The sequence below is a fragment of the Vogesella mureinivorans genome (genome assembly GCF_007644035.1).
Lineage (GTDB): Bacteria > Pseudomonadota > Gammaproteobacteria > Burkholderiales > Chromobacteriaceae > Vogesella > Vogesella mureinivorans.
The window spans coordinates 1-459 of sequence record NZ_VMTV02000899.1 but is presented as its reverse complement, the minus strand read 5'-3'; the positions used below and the strand labels follow the sequence as shown (position 1 = coordinate 459).

1 protein-coding gene is annotated in these 459 nt (G+C 61.9%); it reads left to right on the top strand.

Features of this window, described 5'->3' with window-relative positions:
- Positions 1 to 459: AMP-binding protein (locus tag FLQ44_RS20165; RefSeq protein ID WP_147695785.1), on the top strand; the 459-nt coding region annotated here is incomplete at both ends.

Genomic DNA, 459 nt, shown 5'->3' with positions numbered 1-459 from the left:
AACCATGCCGAAGATCGGGTGCTGATCTATGACGCGGCGTTCCAGCCGATCGTCGACCGGATGAAAGACCGCTGGAAAACGGTCGAGCACTATATCTGCTATGACAGCGGTGCTCATGCGCCGGCATTCGAGGATTGGATCGGCGCGCAGGACGGCGATTTCGCATGGGTGCCGGGCGACGAGCGCGATCCGTGCATGATCTGTTACACCTCCGGCACCACCGGCAATCCGAAGGGTGTGCAATACGAACATCGCTCGACGATGATGCACGCGCTGGCTGGCCTGCAGCCCGCCGCCTTCAATTTCAGCGCATCATCGGTGATGCTGCCGGTCGTGCCGATGTTTCACGCGGCAAGCTGGGGCCTGCCCTATGCGGGCGCCATGGCGGGGATCAAATTCGTGTTCTCGGCGGTCAACGATCCTGCCGTGCTGCATGGTCTGATGCTGCGCGAAGGCGTG